The sequence below is a fragment of the Acinetobacter sp. Tr-809 genome (assembly GCF_011753255.1).
Lineage (GTDB): Bacteria > Pseudomonadota > Gammaproteobacteria > Pseudomonadales > Moraxellaceae > Acinetobacter.
In genome coordinates this window covers 687,723-709,963 of the sequence record NZ_VWVZ01000001.1, presented here as the reverse complement: position 1 = coordinate 709,963, position 22,241 = coordinate 687,723, and the positions used below count along the sequence as shown (strand labels likewise).

General features: G+C 36.1%; 21 protein-coding genes and 1 tRNA gene. 9 read left to right on the top strand and 13 right to left on the bottom strand.

Annotation, left to right across the window (positions count from 1 at the left end; genetic code table 11):
• Positions 1–5 precede the first annotated feature (5 nt).
• Both F3J02_RS03590 and F3J02_RS03585 read right to left on the bottom strand, forming a co-directional pair.
• Complete coding sequence (locus F3J02_RS03590; protein WP_167247690.1) at positions 6–425, bottom strand: hypothetical protein; 420 nt, start codon at positions 423–425, stop codon at positions 6–8.
• A 164-nt stretch (positions 426–589) separates the two neighbouring features.
• Complete coding sequence (locus tag F3J02_RS03585; RefSeq protein WP_005230630.1) at positions 590–838, bottom strand: CPCC family cysteine-rich protein; 249 nt, start codon at positions 836–838, stop codon at positions 590–592.
• 210 nt (positions 839–1,048) lie between these two features.
• On the opposite strand from F3J02_RS03585, the gene F3J02_RS03580 reads away from it, so the two are divergent.
• The 5 genes from F3J02_RS03580 to F3J02_RS03560 all read left to right on the top strand — a co-directional run bounded on the left by F3J02_RS03580 (position 1,049) and on the right by F3J02_RS03560 (position 3,491).
• Positions 1,049–1,399, top strand: a complete 351-nt coding sequence (locus F3J02_RS03580) for a helix-turn-helix domain-containing protein (RefSeq protein ID WP_167247688.1) — start codon at positions 1,049–1,051, stop codon at positions 1,397–1,399.
• Positions 1,400–1,447: 48 nt separating this feature from the next.
• Positions 1,448–1,942 carry an ImmA/IrrE family metallo-endopeptidase gene (locus tag F3J02_RS03575; protein WP_159725854.1) on the top strand — a complete coding sequence of 165 codons (495 nt, stop codon included), beginning with the start codon at positions 1,448–1,450 and terminating at the stop codon, positions 1,940–1,942.
• 375 nt (positions 1,943–2,317) lie between these two features.
• Positions 2,318–2,824 carry a hypothetical protein gene (locus tag F3J02_RS03570; protein WP_159725853.1) on the top strand — a complete coding sequence of 169 codons (507 nt, stop codon included), beginning with the start codon at positions 2,318–2,320 and terminating at the stop codon, positions 2,822–2,824.
• A 245-nt stretch (positions 2,825–3,069) separates the two neighbouring features.
• Positions 3,070–3,291, top strand: coding sequence for a hypothetical protein (locus F3J02_RS03565; RefSeq protein WP_167247686.1), 222 nt, complete (start codon positions 3,070–3,072; stop codon positions 3,289–3,291).
• A gap of 11 nt (positions 3,292–3,302) precedes the next feature.
• Positions 3,303–3,491: a YodC family protein gene (locus tag F3J02_RS03560; RefSeq protein ID WP_167247684.1), complete on the top strand. Its 189-nt coding sequence runs from the start codon at positions 3,303–3,305 to the stop codon at positions 3,489–3,491.
• A gap of 76 nt (positions 3,492–3,567) precedes the next feature.
• On the opposite strand, the gene F3J02_RS03555 is transcribed toward F3J02_RS03560, so the two are convergent.
• The 3 genes from F3J02_RS03555 to F3J02_RS03545 form a co-directional block, all read right to left on the bottom strand.
• On the bottom strand, positions 3,568–4,680 hold the full coding sequence (locus tag F3J02_RS03555) for a macro domain-containing protein (protein WP_167247682.1): 1,113 nt from the start codon (positions 4,678–4,680) through the stop codon (positions 3,568–3,570).
• The gene (locus tag F3J02_RS03550; protein WP_167247680.1) at positions 4,667–6,058 is read right to left on the bottom strand and encodes a DarT ssDNA thymidine ADP-ribosyltransferase family protein; all 1,392 of its coding nucleotides are present in this window, start codon (positions 6,056–6,058) and stop codon (positions 4,667–4,669) included. The genes F3J02_RS03555 and F3J02_RS03550 overlap by 14 nt, the downstream gene beginning before the upstream one ends.
• Before the next feature lie 238 nt (positions 6,059–6,296).
• Positions 6,297–6,689 (bottom strand): hypothetical protein, encoded by a 393-nt coding sequence (locus F3J02_RS03545; protein WP_167247678.1) that lies wholly within the window; start codon positions 6,687–6,689, stop codon positions 6,297–6,299.
• 162 nt (positions 6,690–6,851) lie between these two features.
• On the opposite strand from F3J02_RS03545, the gene F3J02_RS03540 reads away from it, so the two are divergent.
• Positions 6,852–7,658 (top strand): Bro-N domain-containing protein, encoded by an 807-nt coding sequence (locus F3J02_RS03540; RefSeq protein WP_167247676.1) that lies wholly within the window; start codon positions 6,852–6,854, stop codon positions 7,656–7,658.
• A gap of 110 nt (positions 7,659–7,768) precedes the next feature.
• On the opposite strand, the gene F3J02_RS03535 is transcribed toward F3J02_RS03540, so the two are convergent.
• A complete protein-coding gene (locus F3J02_RS03535) occupies positions 7,769–9,010 on the bottom strand; it encodes a site-specific integrase (RefSeq protein ID WP_167247674.1) in 1,242 nt (413 codons plus the stop codon).
• 160 nt (positions 9,011–9,170) lie between these two features.
• Here F3J02_RS03535 and F3J02_RS03530 point away from each other — a divergent pair.
• From F3J02_RS03530 to F3J02_RS03520, 3 genes are all read left to right on the top strand, one after another.
• Positions 9,171–9,247 (top strand) — tRNA-Ile (locus tag F3J02_RS03530).
• Positions 9,248–9,346: 99 nt separating this feature from the next.
• Positions 9,347–10,234: a hypothetical protein gene (locus F3J02_RS03525; protein ID WP_167247672.1), complete on the top strand. Its 888-nt coding sequence runs from the start codon at positions 9,347–9,349 to the stop codon at positions 10,232–10,234.
• 469 nt (positions 10,235–10,703) lie between these two features.
• Entirely contained in the window at positions 10,704–11,102 is a 399-nt protein-coding gene (locus F3J02_RS03520) for a hypothetical protein (protein WP_167247670.1), read from the top strand.
• A gap of 26 nt (positions 11,103–11,128) precedes the next feature.
• On the opposite strand, the gene F3J02_RS03515 is transcribed toward F3J02_RS03520, so the two are convergent.
• From F3J02_RS03515 to F3J02_RS03485, 7 genes are all read right to left on the bottom strand, one after another.
• Complete coding sequence (locus tag F3J02_RS03515) at positions 11,129–12,280, bottom strand: catalase family protein (protein ID WP_167247668.1); 1,152 nt, start codon at positions 12,278–12,280, stop codon at positions 11,129–11,131.
• A gap of 100 nt (positions 12,281–12,380) precedes the next feature.
• Entirely contained in the window at positions 12,381–13,505 is a 1,125-nt protein-coding gene (locus F3J02_RS03510) for an FAD-dependent monooxygenase (RefSeq protein ID WP_167247666.1), read from the bottom strand.
• Positions 13,506–16,532, bottom strand: a complete 3,027-nt coding sequence (locus F3J02_RS03505) for a LodA/GoxA family CTQ-dependent oxidase (RefSeq protein ID WP_167247664.1) — start codon at positions 16,530–16,532, stop codon at positions 13,506–13,508. It lies immediately after the preceding gene.
• A gap of 294 nt (positions 16,533–16,826) precedes the next feature.
• Positions 16,827–17,120, bottom strand: coding sequence for a type 1 fimbrial protein (locus tag F3J02_RS03500; RefSeq protein ID WP_167247662.1), 294 nt, complete (start codon positions 17,118–17,120; stop codon positions 16,827–16,829).
• Positions 17,121–17,478: 358 nt separating this feature from the next.
• Positions 17,479–18,459 (bottom strand): DUF4882 family protein, encoded by a 981-nt coding sequence (locus F3J02_RS03495; protein ID WP_167247660.1) that lies wholly within the window; start codon positions 18,457–18,459, stop codon positions 17,479–17,481.
• Positions 18,460–18,609: 150 nt separating this feature from the next.
• Positions 18,610–19,644: a fimbrial protein gene (locus F3J02_RS03490; RefSeq protein WP_167247658.1), complete on the bottom strand. Its 1,035-nt coding sequence runs from the start codon at positions 19,642–19,644 to the stop codon at positions 18,610–18,612.
• A complete protein-coding gene (locus tag F3J02_RS03485; RefSeq protein WP_171525993.1) occupies positions 19,641–22,214 on the bottom strand; it encodes a fimbria/pilus outer membrane usher protein in 2,574 nt (857 codons plus the stop codon). The genes F3J02_RS03490 and F3J02_RS03485 overlap by 4 nt, the downstream gene beginning before the upstream one ends.
• Positions 22,215–22,241 lie beyond the last annotated feature (27 nt).

Here is a 22,241-nt window from a genome sequence, read left to right as displayed (position 1 = left end):
GATATTTAAGATTTTTGTTTTTCTAATAGTTGCTCTTGAATAAGTAGGTCTAAAAAAATCTCAAAATCAGGTAATTTTTTAATTTGAGCTTTTTTAAAACAAAGATAAATAAATTGAGGTATAGTAGTTTTTAGGCCTAATTCACTATCATTTATGTAAGTGTTGATATTATACCTTTGTAAAATTTCTTTTAATATTTTTGCATGAATAAATTGTTTTTTCTGAGCATTTCCGTATCCAAAGTTCTCTAGCGTCGACAGTTTGCTAATATTATACCAATATTGTGTTGGACTAAGAATTGCATCAAAACAAGCTATAACAAAAGGAAGATTCTGTTTAACAATGTTAGTATTAGAGCTAGTAAACTTGGCAATATAATTTTTACTTTTTGGTTTATTTTTACCAATTTTATATTCTTTTGACATGATTTTTCCTTTTTATTATTTGTATAATAAAATTAATATCATTAAAAAGAATTATGATCAATAACCGATGGTCGGAATTAAGAGAATAAGAGAGCTTGTTTGAAAAGTATGCTCTTGGTGAAAAATTAACGTTTTTTCATTTAGAGTTTGCCAATTCCTGCACTCTAACCCTTCGGAATTTCCTCATCTCTGGGCTTTCGCACATTCTTAACAAATCGTTCCTCCATTGCCCCATACTTTTTAAAGTTTTCACGAGCTTGGTTTAGCGAAGGTACGTTTGCACCACCACACCAATCATGGTCTTCTGCTTGCACAGGATCATCCTCCCAAAAACATACAGGGCAAATGTCATAGTAGCCGTTAGATGGTTCGTCTCTAGTTAAGTAGCCACAGCATAAGCAAGGGTAGAGCATTCTATTTCTCCAGTATTTCCTATCAGCTCTTTTTCTTAGGCTTTTCAGCAAAATTATAACGCAAATATATGGTTTGGAGACAAAGTTGAATTTTATATAAAAAATTAACCTTTGGGTTGATTTATTTTTTAAATCGTGTATTGTGTAAAAGTACCGTAAAAGGTATTAACTCATTTAATAATGAATGAGTAACGCAATAGGGTTATGAAAATGTCTAAACTAACAGATTTTGGAAAAGCGATTAGGAAACTTAGGATTGATTATGATACCAATCTTAATGAACTAGCGTCTTCTATTGGTGTTAGTTCAGCTTTCTTATCAGCTGTTGAAACAGGAAAAAAGCCAATAAGTGCTGAATTAATTACAAAAATTACAAATGCTTTAGGACTGACGAATGATGAGGAAAAGCTGTTAACTCATGCTGCAAGCCAAAGTGTAGAAAACGTAACAATCAAAACGCATGATGCTGAAGAGGCAGAAATTGCATTAATGTTTGCTCGACGTATTCAATCACAATCGGTTGACTTAGCTGAATTAAGAAAAATCTTAGAGGAGAATTAATATATGTCATCTGGTTGTTCAGTGCCTCGGGGGTATAAGGTTCAACCCTTGAGCGCGCAAAGCATTAAGGATAAAGCTCGTATGGTAAGGGATAAGTTTTTTAATTTATTACCTGCTGATGCCATTGATTTGGTAAGAATTCTTGAGCATACATTGCACACATATAAAGTGACATTTGAAGTAAGAGAAATTCACGAGATGCCTGATGTTGAGGGATGGACAAATCCAGATGCAGCGTTAATTATTCTTCGGGAGGATGTCTACGAGGCTTTGTGTGATCGTTCAAATCCGATGCATAATCGGGCACGTTTTACTGCTGCTCATGAATTAGGACATTTATTTCTTCATGAAGGCGTTACATTCGCACGAGGATCATTACCTACTCATAAGCATTTTGAAGACTCAGAATGGCAAGCAGATATGTTTGCCGCTGAACTTTTAATGCCATCAGAGGTATGTATTGGGTTATCAATTGATCAGATTCAAGCTCAGTTTCAAGTAGGTTACTTAGCAGCTAAAAACAAATTTAATTCTTTAAAATGAAAAACTGATATGAAAGTTATCTCTCATATCAGTTTCGGATAGTACACCCAAGGGCTATTCGGCTTACTTAGATGTCCTACATAAAGCGTCAAGAACTTCATTGTAGATCATTTAAGTTAGCTTTTCAAATCTCCTTGGGAGAGGAGGTGAGCTATGTGCTTAAGAAGTTAGGTGCTCAAGAACCGCCGAAAGGCATGAAATGGGTCTTTTGTAGATTCCGCAGAGTACGAGGCAAGTCTGGCAAGGTACTAGATGCGCATGAGTACGGTTATGAGGCATGGGCTTTTCTAGTTCCATGTGCAGCTTAAATGATCAGGTGTGCATAGGCATCCGTGCCTATGCATTTTTACAATAAACAATGGAGATTTTTGTTTTATGAATGAAGAAAATAATGATAACAAGAAGAGTAATCGTGAGCTTTTTTTGTTTACATCGGACGGAAGTAAAGCAGTATTAGAATATATGCGAAACCTTACTCCCCAAGTATTGGTAGGGAGTGTCTGGGTTCTATTTAGCGTACGTTCGATTGAATTATCACTCTCGTATCAAACTATAGTTTTTTGGGTGGTTACAGTATCAATGGGTTTGTTATTCTTATATATAGTTATAAGTAATATGACGGACTTTATTGATAAAAGTAGCAAGCATATGGATAAGAAAATTAAGGGAATAGAGGGTTTTAAGCCTTGTGAAAATCCATATAACTTTAGAGTTTGGGTTCGACACTTATGGGAAACTTTAAAACTAGTTTTTAAGAATGAAAAAGTACTATTCATTGAATTTATTTTTACAATAATTTTCTTACTAATACCGACAGTTGTTGTGCTTTTTATAGCAGCGAAACAAGCAGATGATCTTTATAAAGCACTGCTGGGAGGATAATAAAATGAGCAAAAATCTAATTAACCATAAACAATGCCAAGACTGTGGAGCTCGTATAAAGCACTACTATTCTTATTGTGGCCGATGTGGAAATAATGATGTTGTTAACTGGAAACTTACTGGATACTTTTGGCTTATAGCTGGAGCAATTTTTCTAATTGCAATGTACTTTGCAACTAAGAATTTTTGTAGTCATGCCTTCTTTACTCAAGTTGAATTTTGCAAATATTTATAAGGAATAATAAATGAGTTTGTTACCAAGTCAAATTGAATCATTATTACGCATTGGTGCTAATGTAGATCTATCAAAATCCGAGATGAAATATTTAAGCACACAACTTGAGCAATTCGCTAGAATTGCTAGCAGCAGAGAAGCTCAGTTAATAATTTCAGCTAAAGGACTACTTAGTACACAGTTAGAACAATTGGCTAGAATTGGCAGAAATCATATAACTATTGTGGTTTAAGGAGCAAAAAAATGAGTGAATTTAAAGAAGGTGATGTGGTTTATTTAAAGTCAGGTGGACCAGCTATGACAATTACAGAAATTACAACAAGTGATTATGTGTGGTGCACTTGGTTTGATAAAGATCAAAAGGTACAAGGCCAAGCATTTATAAGGTCTTCTGTCACAAAGAGCAATCCTGATAAACCTATTGTTATATAAGAATTTTAAAACAGTAAATATTTATAACTATAAAAAACACCTTAAGGTGTTTTTTATAGTTAGGATGATGAAAATATTAAATATTAATAATATTTGAAATAGGTCTTGCCTTAATTGATTCTATTATCATTCTATTTTCAGTTACATCAATCAAATTGTCACTGTAATAAATATCTATATCCAAATCGTTTATTAAGTCAATGTTTTTCTTACTACCAAGCCACCCAATGTTGTTACAAGTGAGTAAAACTTTCTTCGAAAACAACATTCTTCCTAATGCTGATGGAATGTATTGTGCCTTATCAAAAACTTTATTTGGATCACCAAACGATAATATTTCAATATCATCTAGGTGGAAATCTAAGCTATTCTTTTCAATAAAGCTAGAAATACCACTAGGTAAAAAAATGGAAATTTTTTGACCCTGCATTGATCTTTTTTTTGCAATCTTTAAGTCAAATGATGTTCCACCAAATATGAAACTACCATTTACATTATTAATGATTTTTTGTATTAAGTTAATTTCAATCTCATCTGGTTTTGATGATGATATTAATGAAAAATCATACTTTTCATACAAGTTATATTTATGAAAAATAAAGATATTTTTCTCTGTATAATACTTTAGAAAATCAGGATAATTGGGATCTTTAGGTTGAATGAGATGTATATTAGTGTTTTTCAGAGAATCCAGCCATTTTGATTGATAATTATTTTTGATTTTCTTCGAAGAAGATGGTTCAAAAACTAATATTTCATTTGGATTTTTTCCTAAATATTTTTCTATCATTTCTTTAACAATATTCCAGTCTAACCCACCGTGCCCGCAGCCAAGAGCTGGAAGAGTAACAGTTTTCCCAGATACAGTACTCAAGAAATTTTCTAACCAAACAAGTCCTTCTTCAATATATTCATACTTTGATTTGTTCTTCCAATGATCCTTTGTTGGAAAATTAACAATATATGTTTGTTTAGAAAACATATCACCTTCAGACCATAAGGAGGGTTTTCCTAGTTTCAAAGTACCATCCTTACAGTCTTTAACATATTGCTTATACATTTCTGGGTATTTTTCTTTAAATAACAAAGCAACTCCAGCACCCATCACTCCTACACAATTAACTGTATTTATGCGGATGTCAGCCTCATAATCAAAAAAATCACCTTCAACAAATTTAAGCATTTTCATCAATTTCCGCTATTGCTTCATTATATAAATCATTTAGAGCATCTTCGTGTTCTTCCAACCACGGTTCATATACATCTTTCATATCTGCCTTACCTACTGCAAAAAGCAAATTAACCTCATCAGATGATTCTGTTATATCAAATAGTTGTTGCTTATTTCTACCATTTCCAACTATTTCACCAATAAGATCATCATATGTTACACACAGAAAAATTTTTGAAATTTCATCCTCTGAAATATCTTCTATTTCTTCGCTTAAAATTCGTTCTAACATTGGAAGGGATCTTGCACTATGATTGTAGTCTCGTTTCATCATTGTATTATCAGGCCATCTAGATGCTGGTCCCTTACCAATATCATGAAGCAGACAAGATACTTGTGCAATTAGTTGATTGTCTTCATCTAAGTATTGAAATTCTATTAAATCAAACAAATTATTATGTACATTATTGGAATGTTCTTTAATTGTCGATGCATGATTTCCATAATACATTACCGTTTTGTAGGCCTCTGATACTTCAATCACATTGTCTGGATTCTTTAATAAATCTTCATAAAAATGATGTAAATTTTTATACTTAAAAGTATGCAATTTTTTTATCTTATTTATTTTTTGATTTTTGATAGTTTGTTGATAATATTGTATTTTATACATAAGAAGATATTTTGGCCCTAAAATAGCAGGTAAACCCCATTTTTCACCACCAAATATTGGATCATGTTCACAATAGTAATGATGGCCACGTTTAGAAAAATCTATTTTTGGAGTTGGTATTGATTGTTTATTATAAATGTTAGTTAGTCTTTTCTTTATCCTTTCATTCCACACAATAATGTGATCTATATAGTTTAATGGTAAGCGATCATAAATTAATAACTCAGCCATCCTCTGTTGCTTAAGGGTATCAGATCCAACACCTTTTAAGTTTGTTATTTCATCCCAATTTAAATTATCAAGGTCTGCATCTCTATTATAAAGTTTAGGAAGATTTTCAATTCTATTTATTGATGCACTGCTAAAGTAAGTGCTTTTTAGCTCGCTTAGGCATTTCTTTACATCAATAACAAAGAAAATTATTTCATCTTCATCAATATTCTTTGAAGTTAAAACCTGAAATAACATTGGGCATTTATAAGCGAAATAAAATGGTACGAAATCATGTAATCTATATTTTATTTCATCTTCATCCCATATGTAGTCCAAACTTCTTAAGTTTAAATCATTATCTATAATAATTCTTGATCTTGTATATTGAATGTTATTGTTCGCTATATTTTCATGTGTTACACCTAACCCCAATTTTGCATTAGTTGATAATAAGCCATTTTTTAAGATACTTTCTAAATTTTCAATGTGTGTAAAGTGAAAAGCGTACATAAACAACCCCATATTAGAATATTTAAATGTAAAATTTTTAGTTAGGTATTAATATATAGTAATTTTAATATAAAAATAAACATGAAATTAATTAACAAGTAATAATTTTTATTATTTTTAAGAAAAACTTAAATATAAACTGAACTTTGTTAATAAAACATTTAAAATTATTGGTTTTTCCATAAGTGTTCTGTTATTTTTAAGGTAATGAGTTAGAAAGCACCATAAGGTGCTTTTTTTAATCCCTAAAACTTTCACTTCTAGGAATAGAATACCAATAGCGAATTTTCTTCCCATCATTCAGTGTTTCAATATTGATGAGCTGATATTGAGGATTTTGATAAAATAAATCAGATATCATTTGCTCAGCACGTGCAGTTTGTTCATGAAGAGGTTCTTTAGGATAGTCTTCTATGCAATTTAGATCATTAAAATAAATAGAACGCCCTGATTTTCCTTCAAATTTTGATTTTAAACCAAGCTCCATTAATTCGATCATTGCTGTATTTAGAGATAAATTATTTTGCTCAGCATAATGCATTAATGATTCATATTGATTTTGTGGCATACGAATTTGGGTGCGTTTCCAATCATCTTGGGTGACGGCTCGTCCTGTCTTATTATCAACCATTTTAGGTGCTCATTAATTGCGTTTGACAAGATAATAACACTATGGAATACTAAACTCAATGACAAGATAATGATGTCATAACTGATCAATATTTATAAAAAAGCCTCGATGACTTTGGACGGCTATCGAGGCTTCTATCTAATCCCTGCGAGGAGAAAAGACATGACTAGTTTAACATTTAATGCCTTACAATTTCATCCAATACCACAGAATGACGACCAAATTTGGATCACATCATCCGAATTAGCCCGTGCTTTAGGTTATGCACGTGAAGATTCAGTGTCTCGTATATATGACCGTAAGTCAGATGAGTTTACTTCCGATATGACAACGACCGTCAAATTGACGGTCGTTAGAGCTACGGGTTCAGTTGAAATGGACAATCGTATTTTTTCATTACGTGGTTGCCACCTCATAACTTTTTTTGCCCGTACATCAGTAGCCAAAGAATTTCGGAAATGGGTTTTAGACATTTTAGATAGGGAAGTACAACAACCTAAGACCAAGAATCATAAAACAGAACGTGTGGTTTTAAACGATGCTGTAAATATGCTTGTAGCAAAGACCAAGCACCTTAACTTTTCCGATGCCTACAAACTCATACATCAACGCTTCAATGTGAACGGCATAGATGAGATCTCATTTGATCAGATCCCCGTAGCTGTTGAATACGTTCACCACTTGATTGCACTATTCAGTGTAGATAACCAATCCAATGCGATGAACGTCAGAGCAATGGCAATGCATCTGGTATGGCTAAGTGGGTGGTGGAGGCAGTTTGGTGCTGCTGTAAGGGGAATCAATCCACACATGGGCTCTGCAATCCATGATCATTTCAATGATGGTGGATTTGTTGCATGGATGTTTATTGATAAAGAAAAACATGCAGAACTAAGAAATAGGATTGATACACACCCTTGGCACTTAGCACCAATGGACCGTTATCATTTATTAAATAATCATTCTTAGTCTCTGATGATCGCGGGAGTCGAACCCGCGTCCGCAAAAGCCGCTTGTTTAAGCGGTTTTTTTACTTTTTAGATTTAAGCATTTGCCTTTCAAATCAAACTGCCTTTCCATCATGTATCGGGATGGTTTTGTCTATGTTCACCTAAAACTATTACCTCGATCTCATTCATAGCTGCTCGGAGCTTCTTATCACTAATTTGCACATAACCAGCAGTGACATCATTTTGGTCTTCGTTCTTGTGGTTCAGAAGCTTTTTAATCGTATATTTCCCGTAGTCCAAGCTTTCGGCAATAGAGCCATAGGTACGGCGTAGGTCATGGAAAGTAAACTGAATGCCGCAGGTTTTATTAACTTTGGCCCTAACTTTTGAAATGTTAGTAATGTGGCCAGATTCAGATTTTGCAGAAGGGAAAACCCAGCCGACTGTAATTTTCTTTCTGCGCTTCTTCATCATTTCCCATAGGTAATCACCCATAGGGAGGGTGTGCGGTTCATTATTCTTTGGATCTATTGAAGTGATGTAGCCATATTTCAAATCTACAGCCGACCAAGCCAGTGATTCACATTCTTCGCGCCTAAAGCCAGTTAGGATCAACGTGATGAGAAAGTCTTTGTTGGTCTCAAGTTGCTGTCCACGATCTTCAAAGTTTAAAACGGCATTAATCCAATCTGGCAACTTGTCTTCATTAATATACGAGCTACGTCTACGGATCTTATTCCATGACTTTTTAGCTGTTAATGTTTTAACGGGGTTGAGCGGGGGAATGATTGGCTGCTCATCGTCATCCAAGTAGTGTTCGATCGAAAAATTATAAATGGCTCGAAAGACTCGCATACACATATTGGCCTGAGCTTTACTATTAACGGATAGGTCCTTATGTTTTTCTTGGACCATAGTCCTTGTAATGTCTTTGAGCTTCGTGTTTTTCCAGTCTTTTAAATAGCCATTAACGACATCACTGTAATCATCCAGCGTACGTGGTTTGAGTGTGCGTTCTTCGATATATACCAGGTATGCATCATTTAAAGTCGGCTGAGACTTTTCAATATCAAAAATTGATTTAGCGTCTGCAATTTTCTTCTTTTTCTTGTCTATTGGGTTTATACCCATTGTCATGTCTAAAAGGGCTTCTTGAGCCAATACTCTTGCTTGAGTAAGGGTTATTTGACCATGAATGCCCAGAGTAGACCGAGTAGACCTGCCATTAACCTTTTTCTCAACGATATAAGTTTTGTATGAGGTGTTAACACGCACAGCAAAGCCAATTAGTTCACTATCACGATAAATCGCAGGAATTAATTCGAGTTGGTCAATAAATGACTTAGTAAGCTTTACTCTGTTTGCAGACATGAGCTAGAATCCGCTAGGTTTCACGACATTTAGCATCATATTACAATATTCTTTACGGTCTACTATAGGTCTACTCAAGAAAAAACTTGTAATTAAAAATGAATTTCGCTAATATTGGAATCAAGCTGAATTGTAGAGAATACAAGCAGTTATAAGTTTAGGGCCTATAGCTCAGTTGGTTAGAGCAGCGGACTCATAATCCGTTGGTCCCGTGTTCAAGTCACGGTGGGCCCACCATATATATCAAGCACTTACATGCATTAATTGTAAGTGCTTTTTTATTGCTTAAATTTATGCAATCATTATGTAATCATTAAAATAAGAAAAGGTTAAAGTATGTTTAGCATTGAAAAATTAACTAAATTAGAAGAACAAGGTGATAAGAATAAAGAAAAAGAGAGTAGAGAAAAGACTTTTTGGAAATCTATTGATTTTTACAAAAATAATTGGACTTTTTTAGTATTTATTCCTACAGCTGTTGGAGGTTTTGTACAGTTATTTCAGCTTCTATGGATGGATCCATCATATGGTAGATTTTTTGCTGTTGAACAAGTCATACCAGATGGCTTACTAATAGTTTTCTTTTTCTCATTTGGTTTACTAACATTTTATGGTTTAAAAAAGGCATATATGCCACCAGAGAAGTTAAAGATTGAATGGAAAATTAAAAATGTTTGGAATAGTGTTAAAAGGCCTTTAGTCGTCTGTGCATGCGTCAATTTTATCATTTTTTATATAAACTATCTCAATATAGATCCCAATCCCCCTTTAATATTTATTATTTTAGAGTTAGTACTTAAAGCTATTGCATTAATGTTGTTTCTTGAGTTTTTAGTCATAATTAGATTACAATTCTATTTTAGAAATTATAAAAATCCTCTAGATGAAGTAAAAGAAAATATTGATAAAAATTATAAGAGTATATTTTATGTGGATAATTTTTTTGCAATAATTATTTATAGTTTAATTCTAATTTCACTGTTTATATATTTGATGATAACCTTTTTAAATATTTTTCAAAAAGTCAATAATTTTTCTAAATTAATAAATGAACCTAAATTGTTGAGTGAAGTATCAAAAAAACTAAAGTTAGAGGGGGAAGTAAGTGTACAATATTATAATGGTAAATACATTTTCATACGAACTATAAAAGACCAAAAAGAAGAATATTTAGTTCTCAAAGGCGAAATTCTTACTGATCTTTTTAACGACAAGGATAAATAGGGGCCTAAGCCTCTATAAGATTGCGGATATCTGTTAAGCGCCATCTAGCATCATTCTTAGTTAATACTAGTTTTAGATTACCTTTGCCATTACTAGCCCGAACTAGAAGTGTATTAGGTTTATATCCAAGAGTTGTTGCAGCTTCTATCGAATTCACTAAAATTTCGCCTGACTTAATTAATTACTGTAATTTTTATTCTATTTTTTTACTTTTGCATAATACTTTTACATCTTTAACTTCAAATCAATCATCTCATGCAGTTTTACTACTGTTAATCAATTTGCGGGTTTTTCTGAGGAGGGTAAGCTAATTTTTTAAACATATGGAGAAGCATAAAAATTAGCCTATAGAATAACTTGTAGAACTATGAGTGCTTTTCAATTTTGTCATATTTCATTATTTTTGCTATATTATACTTTTTTGATTTTATCGATTATTTAAGTGAAAAATATCTTAGCTTTCATCATCATGTTTAGTTTATTAGGATGTGAAAGTTTTGAAGATTATAAGAGTAAAGACTCTAATATTGTTGCAGAATTTGATTCCTATATGATTGAGAATGATAATCGAAAAAATATAAGAGATTTGAGTAAAAGCTCTGCTTATATCCGAAAGTCTGAAATGAACTTAAATAAGGGAGAAATGATTGAAAAGTGCAAAAAACTTGTGCTTTCTAATATAACAAAGAAAAAGACGGTCAGTTTTAATGATAATTTACGCGGTAATTACTACATAAATCAAAAAAGTGGAGATGTGTATATTTACTTAGAGTTCTGCGCCGAAAATGAATTGGGGAATGCACAAGAATTCAAAGGTAAATGTATATTCTCAATAGATGGGCAGACGCAAGTAAATATTTTTGAGTAGGTGAAACCGTATCTGAATAGAATAGTTCATTGAGGTTCTTGTTTTGGTACAGCGTTCATTTCATGTCGGATTGTACTAATATTCTCGTAAATAACTTTACGTAATCTATTGATAGCGCCTAAGGGTCTATGCTCAGGCAGTGAATGCCATGGGGTAAACGAAAGATTCTCGCAAAACTCATTTTGCTCGGGTGTATCAAAAATCTGTTGTGGTATATGAATCGTTGCAACTGGATAAAATGGGGCTTGAGCTTCTTTCCATTCTGTCATTGAATCTTCTACCAGCATTTTATTTGATGTTCTCGGTTGGACCAGAAACTCCATACATGCATCACCTTGTTGTAAGCTATTTCGAAGTGCTTCTCTTAAGAAGTCATGACTTGGCTGGTCTGGTATTACCGTTAAGTTTTGGGAACATGGTCTTGCTGAATATTTCACAACTTGACGGTCAGCGCCTAATCCCAATTGATAGGGCACCATTGACCAGTATCTGGTTTGAATTGGATTGGAAATATTTGAATTACTCGCTTTAACAGCATTCATCGTTCCCTGAAAACCGAGCACAAAAGGGATCCGCAATTTTTTGATCGTACTTCCGCTATTTATATTTTGTATAAAGGATAAATAGCGATCAGGCTTATCTACAAAAAACACAGGATGGTTAATCATAATAAAATCTTGAGTCATTGCTTGATCATCACTTTCCATGATCTTTTTCCCAGTAACACCTAGGATTTTAATTGCCATTCCGCGAGCATCTTTTTTATTGTCAGCTTGGGTGGCATCCCCTGAAGCATTAGAGAACCGAATCCAGGCTGAATATTTTTTATCAGGAATAAAAATTCCCTTCGCTAAGTTTGATGGTAATGATTTTGAGACATGGAATTCTGCTTGGACACAACCATGCGCTTTGGGGTGTGCGTCTCGTAGCACATGACCTGCAGTGTATTGTTTACGGATACTTTGTCCAATCTGCTCTGATATTTGTTCAGCCAGAATGCTTTCATTTGGCTGTAACTTTTCACCTAATGCTGTATCAATGCTTGGATAAGGGATCCTATGTGTATTCCCTAGAGTGTTTGTTTTTTGAGGATGAGTAGAGCATCCACTAATACTGATCAGTATAGGGCTGATTGCGAAAAATAAACCAAAACGGACTACAGGCATCAGACCTAACATATATTTGCTCCTTAATATCAATCAGTTTAGCAACATTGCTATGAATTATAAGATCTTGAGTAGGATAAATATGTGGATCTCATCAGTTTTTATGCTTATGTTAATTGTTTGGTCTATTTGAGTCAGTGTTCATCTGATGCGCTTTCCAGAAAGGGCTATTTAGCCATCTTTGTTCTTGCTTATATAATGAATATCTTCGATTTTCATAGATTTTAATAATTTGATGAGTTTCAGTTAAATAGTGTTGATGGACATCCTGATTTTGATCATATTGCACAATCGTTTCTGCGGCTTTCATTGCTGTATAAATCGCATTAAACAAACCTTGCCCCGCAATAGGATCAAATGCCAATAATGCATCACCGCAAGCAATCCAGCCATCACCTAAACTCTGTTTTAACCAAATACTTCGAACATCATGACAAAAGACATTTTTTTCAAACTCTAACTCTCCAAAAAGCGTTGGTATTACTGTATTGGTTTTAATGATTTCGTCCCAGTGAATAGGGCTGTTGTGAAGTACTGCTGCGGTTTTAGGAATCGTGTGATAACCAAGAACCCATTTATGTTCTGAAATTTTCCCTGCATATAACCATCCATTTTTATGTGATGAAATGATGGTTTTACTGAGAGAAATACTTTTTGCAGGTTTAAATGTTCGATATAGCGCAACTAATGGGACACCACGATGGCGCTGTATGCCGAGTAGATGTATGATTTTGGCGCTGCGGCCTGTTGCATCAACAATCCATTTAGCAGCAATGGATTTGCCACATTCCAACTGGATGTTCCATATATTACGATCTTTTTTTAAATCCAAAATATTTGTACTGAATTGTACTGTTCCTTCAACATGAGCATATTGTGCTAAAAGCATATCGAATCTTTGCCGATCAATACGAAGCCCAAAACCATAGGGATCATGTAGGGCATCAGAAATTATAGGAGACTCGCTGCCCCAAAAAGACATGTTTCCACCGACACGAGGTGAATAGTTGCCATGAGTATGTTGTTCTGTTTGTAAGCGCTCAATGATTAATTGAAGACCGAGTTTGGTTAATAAACGAATTGCTGATCCAGGCAGTGTTTCACCAAATTTATGTATTTTATGGTTTGGGCTATCAATGATGATCACAGATAACCCAGCAAGCGCAAGTTGTCTTGCAGCTATGATGCCAGCAGGTCCACGACCTGCTATACATACATCTACAGTTAAGTTGTCCATTTAGCGTTTTTGTACACGAACAGAGCGGAACGCTAATAACTGCTCATGGCTTGCCCAACCTGCTTTTTCTAAGTCAGTTAGTGGCTCAACTTTACTTTCTAACAGAGTAGTTGCATGTTCGGCAGCCGTTTTTAATTGACCCGCAATCAGTGTTTCAACATAAATATATTCAGGAATATCAGGATCATCTTTTACCCCTGCACGGACTTCAATAATGCCAAGCTCATTGAATTGGGCAATCATTCGTTTCATCACTTCGGCAGTATCAGCATTTTGGATAGCACGTAGCCAACTTCGACGTTGATTGAAGGCGGCAATACGTTCTTCTCTAGACAGATCAGGATCTATAACTTTTTGATAGTCTTGCTCTGTGAGAACGTGGTTTGGAACACGGGCTGCCCAAAATGTTGGTAAATATGGGTCGAAATCTGGATCGTATCCAGAGCGACAAAATGCGGTATCGCCTTGCCATGGAACTGCCATCCAACGGGTAATGCTGCCTGCGACTTGGGCATATAAGGGCCCATCAACTTGCTGAACTTTAATCGGTGTCATTGTTGAGCCATAATCTGGTTCAGGATTTGTGCTTGAACGTAGTCGGATTCTAAATGGCGAACTATACATGCTGGCATGACGCATCGGCCATGTCATTTCACAACCGGGGTGGAAGGTGTCTGCCAGACAGTAATGCAGAGCAGCTTGATCTAATGTATGGGGCTGGTCTTGTAGTGGAACTTGATTTAAAGATGAAGCAAGTTTAATTTCTTCATTCGTCCAATCATCGATAAAATTTCCATCTACCCAGTTTCGGAGTAAACCTTCTTGTAAACCCGTCATAGTCAGCATATTGCCGGGTCCATTTTCTGAAAAGTTTCCGAATGCATCGCCATAAATCCAAGGCCAGACATGTGGCCATTGTACTGGCTCAGCTACACTGGGTTTGGACGGTCTGAAACTATGGAATATGGCACGGCGTAATTCGCTATATGGATCAGGTAAATTTGTATTTTTGGATTGGAATGAAAGTTTAGCCAGCAGTGCAGGGTTATTAAAATCCATTGGGCAGCCTTTACCAAAGTAGGCTGCGAAACCTTTATTTACCCATTGTAAACCGCCTAGACGTTTCAGCAGTGGCCAAATGTCCTTAGTAAAGGATGGTTTTTCAGGCATTACCATCCAACCTGCATTGACGTAGACATCGCACATAAGGTCATACATGGTCCGCCAGCTCACAACATCTGGTGCGTAGTTGGGGGGAGCAACAACAACCCACGCAGATTCAACGGGTATCTCTATTCCATTTATGGATACTGTTGCAGTCACTGGACCATCGGATGTGTCATCATACCAATCATCAGCATTATTAAAGCTTGGTGGATTCTCTGGATCATAAACAGGTGCGTGGGTTGGAGATGCTGATTTACCATGCCCACCTAAAAATAATAAATGTCCATTTTCATCTGTTTGAATTTCACCTAAAGGCACCGTCACAGCTTGATCCGCTGCTGCTTGGAATGTTCCAGTATCAAAACGATGCTCAGCACCACCCGAAACATTACGACCAAAAATACTGCGTGGACCTGGATCAATGGCTAATTTATGTCGATTCGCTGGTTTGACTTTGGGATTGCGTAGTGTGAACGCATTGTCAGGAGCATTGACAGCTTCTGGAATATCCAAAGCATATTGGAACTGAAACCATTCGGCTTTGCGGTTGGCAACATGAACGGTCCAGACAATATCTGCATTGTCTGGATTCAGCTCACGAACTACGTCACCAGCAGCATTGTAACCATAGAGACGGAACCGCACCGCTTGCCTCTTGATTGCACCAGTCTTGTCACGATAACTATTAGGTTGCTGGGTGAGATCAGCAGGGGCATCGACAAGCTCTGGTCCAATAAAAAACTCATTTTCACTATCACCTACACGAGCGACCCCAATTGCTGGATGGATTGCTGCACGGACAATTCGGGTATCAATACATGCTGCGGGTGAAATAACAGGGCGAGGCGTGTCAGGTTCACCTAGAGGCACACCATTTACATTACGGCGTAACTCTGCTGAAGCCGCGTAAACAACACGTCTAGCATCTGCGATAGAACCGACGGGGGCATGTTCAGCGGTGACGCGCCAAATATTCATTGCTAAGTTTTCACCGTATTCGGCTTGTCCTCGAGCAGTAATATCTTGAATCGGTATTACAATGTCTGCGACATGAATTGGAGGGCTTAAATTTTCTGGCCAGACGACCGTTGCTGCATCTAGTGGCATACGCTCAGGATCTGTTCTGAATTGGATCATGAAACGGAAGCGGGCTTCTGTGGTTTTTAATCTCGAAATGAGATCATTCGCCAGATAAGAGGGGTCATTAGGCGAATGAGTCGGAGGGTCAAGATAAAGAGCAGGTTCTAATTTATATTTTACATATTCATTCTGACCAAATTGAAAGGGTAAGCCACTCCAGTATGCTGAAGCTAAAACACTGGCAACGGGTTTTGCCATTGCATCCAGCAATTCTGAGGTTTTCGGATGAGCTTTTAGATAAGGATCATAATCGCCATCGACTACACCAGCTTTGGTAAATTCACACATATCTTGTGCCGTGTCGACAAAAAATGCATCAAAATTTTGCATCAGAAAATCAAAGGTACTTGCATCAGGGTTGCCGAGTATTTTTGCCCCCTCAACATCAAATAGCTTGATTCCGATACCAAGGGTAGATTTGAAATCCGTATTTGTTGGTGTGGTGTCGGATGAAAAGCGAACCCAAGTCGGGTAGCTTTTACCGATATTTGAAAATAAGCCGACACGGAGCTTTTCTGGTAAATCATCACGGATAATGAATTCAGCTGCTGCTATTCCGTGTGGTTTAAGAAATACGGGGCGCATAGCGGGGCATTGGCCTTTGCGAATTCTTCCAGCTTGTACCATGTCCACAAACATAGCTTTAAGAGATTCAATAGGGTCTTTTGTACAATCAACACATGGCGTATTGTTTGGTGAGTCGGATTTTAAATGATCCATTTTTTTGTCCTTATTATTTTAAAGTGTTTTTATTTTCATCGATTATGAAATTATAGAAAATATCGAGGGTGGTCAATATGTGTGCAAAGTAATAAATAAAATAATTTCATTATCTATTTTTAATGAAGTTCTTCTTATAAAAAATATATTATAAAAACTAAATGGCAGGGGTAAAGAAGTTTTTTAATAAAAACTAAACAAAATTGAGAATTTATTAGGTTTTTTTATAATTGGAGCAATGTGAACCAATAAATAAATGCTAATTAGTTCACATATTAATATGTAATTTATTAACTAGTAGTAACTTGCAATAATGACGGCATTCTTTTTATCTGGTAGTTGTTCGAAGCTAATGTCAGCGGTTGTATTCTTTTGTGTATGAGGGCTTAAGTCACTGAAAGAAATTGATTGAGAATCAATCTTATCTCTGATTTGATTCAATTGCTGACAGTCACTATTGTTATGCTGCTGTGAGCAAGTATCCTCTACAATACTTCCATTCAATTGGATTGTGCTTGCAGCATAACTGACCGAAGCAAATGCCATTAATGATAAAAGTAGGGCAGATTTATAGATATTTTTATACATGTTTATTGCCTTTTATATGATGTATTAAGTATTAATTAACATAAATATTATTATTAAGGCAATATTAAAATTAAAGATTGATTAAATAGTTATTCAAAGTGTGATGTATTTAAAATTTTGATTTTAAATTGATAATTAATGTGTTTATTTTAATTTGTTAATTGTGTCACATATTTTTATTTTAATGCGAATTTAAAAACCTAACCTGTCTGGTATACATTATGTGATCACTGCAGCATATTTTAAAATTCAAATATGGAACTTAGATCTAGTGCCACTGTGGGAAAATTATGTTATTGCTATTTTTGTCAAACAAAAAAGCCTAATCGACGATTAGGCTTTTTGGGTTTTGAATGGACTAAATGGCATTACCACAGATGTCTGTTGTACCTTGTGGATAGTTGAACTGTAGAGAGTTTCGGTCAGTGATCAGTTCTGAAGAGAATTCTAGTCCTTCGAGTTTGTCTGAGAAATTACCATCTTGATCTGAACCAACCCAACTGCGTATATCAAAACCTATATTTTTTAATGGGGCAGGTAGCGTTCCTTGATATCCCTTATCAACCCCATTGACAATAAAACCGACCTGTTTAGTATTTTGATTGATATAAATACCTAATCGATGATATTTGCTTTGATACTCTGTCAATTTATTGTAGTAATAAGCTGCTGAACTATACTCTGTATAGTCGCTTTTTTGGTAACTGAGGTTAAATAATACAAATGGAGGATTCTCACCAAAATCTGGATCAGCACTTCCTGCTGCAAAAGAATAGAGAGATTTTACGATATAGCCATTTTCTGTTATTCCATTAAAATTAATATCTGAGATATAAGATGAACCAGGTTCTCCATAATAGCCGCCGTTAAGTGGAGCAGCAGGAATATCGAGCTGCATTTCCAGTGCAAGAATTCCTGTTTTTGGTAAGTTAAAATCTCCTAAACCATCTTGCAAGTGTGGAAAATATGGAGAATCTTTTGCTGAATATAGTTTTGCTTTACTGGTAGCTAAATACTGTAAGTAATTAAAAGTACCGTATTCAGGATCGCTATTTGAAGAATATGGAGGGGCAACAGTTAAGCTAAACTTTTGTCCATTGATTGTAGGAAATAAATTGACTTGATAGTCTGAATTTTGATTGTTCCATAAAGCATCATAATCTTGCTGTGTTGCATCGAAGTTATATTGGCACGTTTGTGGTTGGCTAAAACTACGTAAGCTAAAGCTGGTGGCCGCTGCTGCTGAGGGTTGAGTACTGGTATTGTTTTGTGGATTATCCTGATTTTCACCACAGCCGAGCAAGGCTAGGCTAAGTGCAAATATGCTGAGTTTTTTCATTGATTGTTCCTCTGGTTTATTGTTCACGGCTTATTATCAAAAACAAAAATGAGAATTTAAAATAAATTTAAAAATTAACAGCTTAGAGTTATTCTGTTTTGCATTATTAAAAAAAAGACCTCTCGTTTGGGAAGAGGTCCTATAAAAAGTTTAATCGTATTGAATGGTCACGGTTGCCATTGCACGAACAGTACCTGCCGTTACATTGGTTGCTGTTTGATAATAACGAGCAGACAACGGAATATTATATTGTACTGTTTGATTTGAGTTCACTGTACCCACTTGTAACTTGTCTCCTTTGCGAATAGGTTTATTCTGACTTTGATACTTCCAGAATAATTGAACACCTACACCATTGGCTCTAGTTGAACTTGGTGCTGTATTGGCCATAACTTCGCTATTGTTACCATCTTGAGGGAAGTCAAAATCTAAACTAATTAAGTTTTTTTCTTCATAACCTGTTGGATTGATTCCACCATTGCATAAGATGTTTAAATCAAAGCTTTGTTCACCTTGGGTTGAACCAACACCAGTAAAACCCGATTTCATTACTGTTGGAAGTTGCACAACTTTATTGATATTGCCTTGTAACTCGCAAGATGAAGAGGCAATGGTAATTGCATTTGCTAGTACATGACTCGTTAGAATGGGGCGAGATGGGTAATTTGTTAAATAATAACTGCTGTATTGACCTGGAACTAAGGCACCAGAACCAGTTTGCTCTGCTGTTTTTACAATTTCGACAACAAAATAACCTGAATCGAGTGAGTAATTAGTACCATTCCAGTAAGGTCCACCAGTAATATTTCTTGAATATGGATAATATCCTGAAAAATTTGAATTATTCTGTGCTTCACGATATAAACGGATGCCGATACCGGGAATATTAGTTGAATAAATATTATTACCCAGTGAGCTTACTGGATAACTCTGGATTAAATCTGCTTTTACGGTCCCAGAAGAGTTCCGACTACAGTTAATTGTTGAATTATTGGGATCAATTGCGAAGGTCGCTTTACGTAAAACCTTCCCAACTTCATCTGAGGGTCTAACTACAACACGCCCTACAGCCATACTAATCACTTTTGTTGTAAAACCTGCTGTAGGGGCACAAGCTGCATTGGCTTCACTATAAACACCGAGACCCGCGGTAAGCAAAACACTGTTTAAGAGTAATTTTTTCATTTGCATACTGCCTCAGACATGATCATGCTTTGCTGGTCGTTAGAAATTTGTGCTGTAACATCATAACTGAAGTGGCACTGTTCATTGGCTTCATCTCCCCATTTTACATACAAATCACCTTTTGGCTCTTGAGTACGTAAATACACCATGCTGCCTTGCGCCACGATACCAACTGATTCATCCTTAGTATTAAAGACTTGTGCAGCAAATGGTAAGCTTTCACCTGTTGCTGTTTTGGTGTTGATGTAGATGGCATAACCTTTCTTGGTCGAGAAATCAACTTTTGCAATCGCACCAGCAAAAGGCGCAATACGTTGGCTGGTTTCTTCCAATTCAACATTGGTCGACATTTCTTGCGGGTCAAGTGTGATGTCATTTAAACGGTATGGTGTTACATAAGGAATCACAGCATAGCCAGACTTATTCACACTGAGGCCAACGGTGTTGTTGACTTTGGCACCTGCCGCATCTGGTGCATACACCAGTACCATAGTTTGCCCTTGTTCTGGGCCAAACAAAATGCCTTCTGAATGAGCAACAACGCTACCGCTGACACTAAGCATCGCTTGTTGATAGGAATCAGCGATACTATAAGAACCACCAACTGTGGCAAAGTTTGTACGATAACGGCTGTTAACGTTAAAGCTTGGGTTCTGTCTATCTTGATGAGATACCGAAGCACCGTAGTTGAAACGATCACCTACCATACCACTCATACCAACGGTGCGACTGTTTTCAGAAGCGGTAGCATTAACATTGACAGAGCTCTTTCTGAAATTCATTGGGAAAGAAAGTGTCATCAAATATTCAGTATCGCGTGTCTGATTGCTTGAACCGTATTCGATCTGACGATTGGTTGCAGAAAGACCATAGGTTAAGCCATGATAGTTATTGCTATAACCCACTTGGTATTGACGACTCGTCTCATTACGATTCCAGTAATCATTCCAAGAACCCACCATATAAATATTACCCCAACCTTCAGGTAAACCTTGGTTCAAGGTAATTTGGAATTCACTACGTTGCTTGCCTACAGCAAAGGTATTTACACCTTTATCTTCAAGATCACGAATGAGCAGGGCATCACGTAATCTATAATAATTTTCAGTCGAATAACGGTATGCTGCTAAAGTTAAGTTGGTATTAGTCGGTGAAATCAGTTTGCTATAACTTAGACGGAAACTTTGCCCAGACTGTGAACCTTGCTTATCAAAGTCAGTATTTGATTGGGTAATATCGAATGATACGGCACCAATAGGTGTTGCAACAGCAGCACCTAGTAACAAGGCACTGTAGTCTTCAGACAATTGAAAACCTGTATAACCCGTCAAATAGTTATTCAGACCGCGTTGGTATTTACCTTGCGTTACCCAAGGTGTTAAATCAATATCACGGTCGCGGAATTCACCCGCTGTGACTGAGTAACGGCTGAGTCCAGGACGTAGCATTTGCACAACAGATGCATAAGGAACAGCAAGCTTCTGAATTTCACCATTTGATTCAATAATCGAAACTTCAAGCTCTCCACCAAAACCTGTAGGGTAGAGATCATTAATTTCAAAGCTACCTGGTGCAACTGTAGTTTGATAAATCAACTGACCTTGTTGACGAACTTCTACTTTAGCATTGGTTTTTGCATTACCGCGAATACGTGGTGCATAGCCGAGCATACTATTTGGTAGCATGCGATCATCGCTAGAAAAATCTAAACCACGGTAACCGAATGAGTCAAATAACTCACCGTTGGTAAAGCTATCACCTAAGGTCAAAACTCCGCGATACTGAGGAAAAGCACGCTGTAAGTAAGTACTTGTAGACTCGTAGCTCGATTTCTTTTTGTTATTCGGGTTTAGCTCGCTTTGAGCACCATCTTGCCATTGCCACTGACCGTTGTGACGCAGTTGCCAACCTGCAATGTTTGCACCAGCAGTAATTGCCATAAAGGCATTGGTAGTTTCTTTATTGTCATTTAAGCTGTTAAAGGTTTTATAGGCACTACCGCTATATGATAAAAATCCAGCATTGACACCACGATCCCAAATACTTGGATCAACATAGCCTTGCGCATTTTTTTGTAATGCAATTTGTGGAATCGAAATATCGACACGCAGGCGTGAGGTATCAAAATCATAAAATGCATTTTCGATCCATTCTTCGATTTTGTAACAACTATTCGGTGCGGCAGATTCTGTGCGATTAATTAGAACTTCTTGTTTTACGCCATATTCAAGTAATGAGCTTGAGGTGAAACAGGTAAAGGCATTTTGGTTCTGTTCTGCTGAACGAAACATCATTCTTCTTTTGCCAAACCAGTTGCCATTGATATAAACGTCAACGTTATATTCCCCAGGCAAAACGGGGTTCCCATATTTAAAACGAGAGATATCTACTTTTTGTGCGTCACCGATTAAAAAAACAGAGTCGAATTCTGCTTCCATAGGTGCAGCTTTTTCTGCTGTCTGTTCTACTGCGTAAACAGCCATAGGCATCGTGATTGTTACTACCCCAGATGTAAGGTAATAACAGATACGACGCTTCAAGAATTTAGCTGTTGCATTTTTCTTTGACATAATCGGTTCGCCTATTCAATGATAGGT